The organism is Haloferax profundi (genome assembly GCF_001469865.1).
Lineage (GTDB): Archaea > Halobacteriota > Halobacteria > Halobacteriales > Haloferacaceae > Haloferax > Haloferax profundi.
Map to the genome: position 1 here is coordinate 1 of NZ_LOPV01000163.1, position 886 is coordinate 886.

Here is an 886-nt window from a genome sequence, read left to right on the forward strand (position 1 = left end):
CCACAATGGTAGATTACCAGCAGTATATCGATACAATCGACGACTTGATCGTCAATCGGTCTCGTCGTGTTATCCTTGCGTTCGTAGTCCTGACGCTACTGTTTACTGCAGGGCTTGGTGGGATTTCGACGGACTCTGGTACGGAGCAGTTCACGAACGACATCCCCGCGCAGCGAGCACTCAACGACATTAACGACGACTTCGAAACTGACGTATTCGCAACCGACACTGGAAGTACGCAACTCATCCAGACTGCGACGAACGTTCTTTCGAAAGAAGAGCAACTACGGATGCTTCGGGCTCAGTACAGGCTCGAACAAAATGCCGAGATGCGCGTGTCGTCAACGACATCTGTTGCGCAAGCAGTCGCGCGAACGATTGATCCGAGCGCGCGCACGCTTGAAGAACAAATCAGAGCCATGGAGCGTGCGTCTGATAGTCGCGTTAAACAAGCAACTCAGACTGCTCTGCAGCAAAATCCTGCGCTCAGGAGTTCGCTCAGTAACGACCTGAATGTCAAAGCGGTGAGTGCGACATCAACGATCGGAATTGTCCAACACCAACTCAGCACGCAAACGAGCTCGAGTGCTGGCACAAGCGGGTCAAGTCCACTCACCTCAATCCAACTCCAGGCACAGGATATCGTCGCAAGTGTTGGAGGAGATATCCGTGTCTTCGGGAGTGGTATCATTTCAGCAGAGTTCGGAAACGTCATTGGCGACTCGTTACTGTTGGTCGTTCCAGCGGCGATCGTTCTGATCGTTGGGTTCCTCGTTCTTGCGTACCGTGATCCAATCGACCTTCTACTTGGAGTCATCTCGCTCACGATGGCGATTATCTGGACGTTCGGGTTCATGGGTCTCGCTGGGATCCCATTCACGCAAAT

At 52.7% G+C, this 886-nt stretch carries 1 pseudogene; it reads left to right on the forward strand.

Annotation, left to right across the window (positions count from 1 at the left end):
• Positions 1–5: 5 nt before the first annotated feature.
• Positions 6–886 (forward strand): annotated as a pseudogene (locus AUR66_RS21865) (efflux RND transporter permease subunit); the annotation flags it as partial.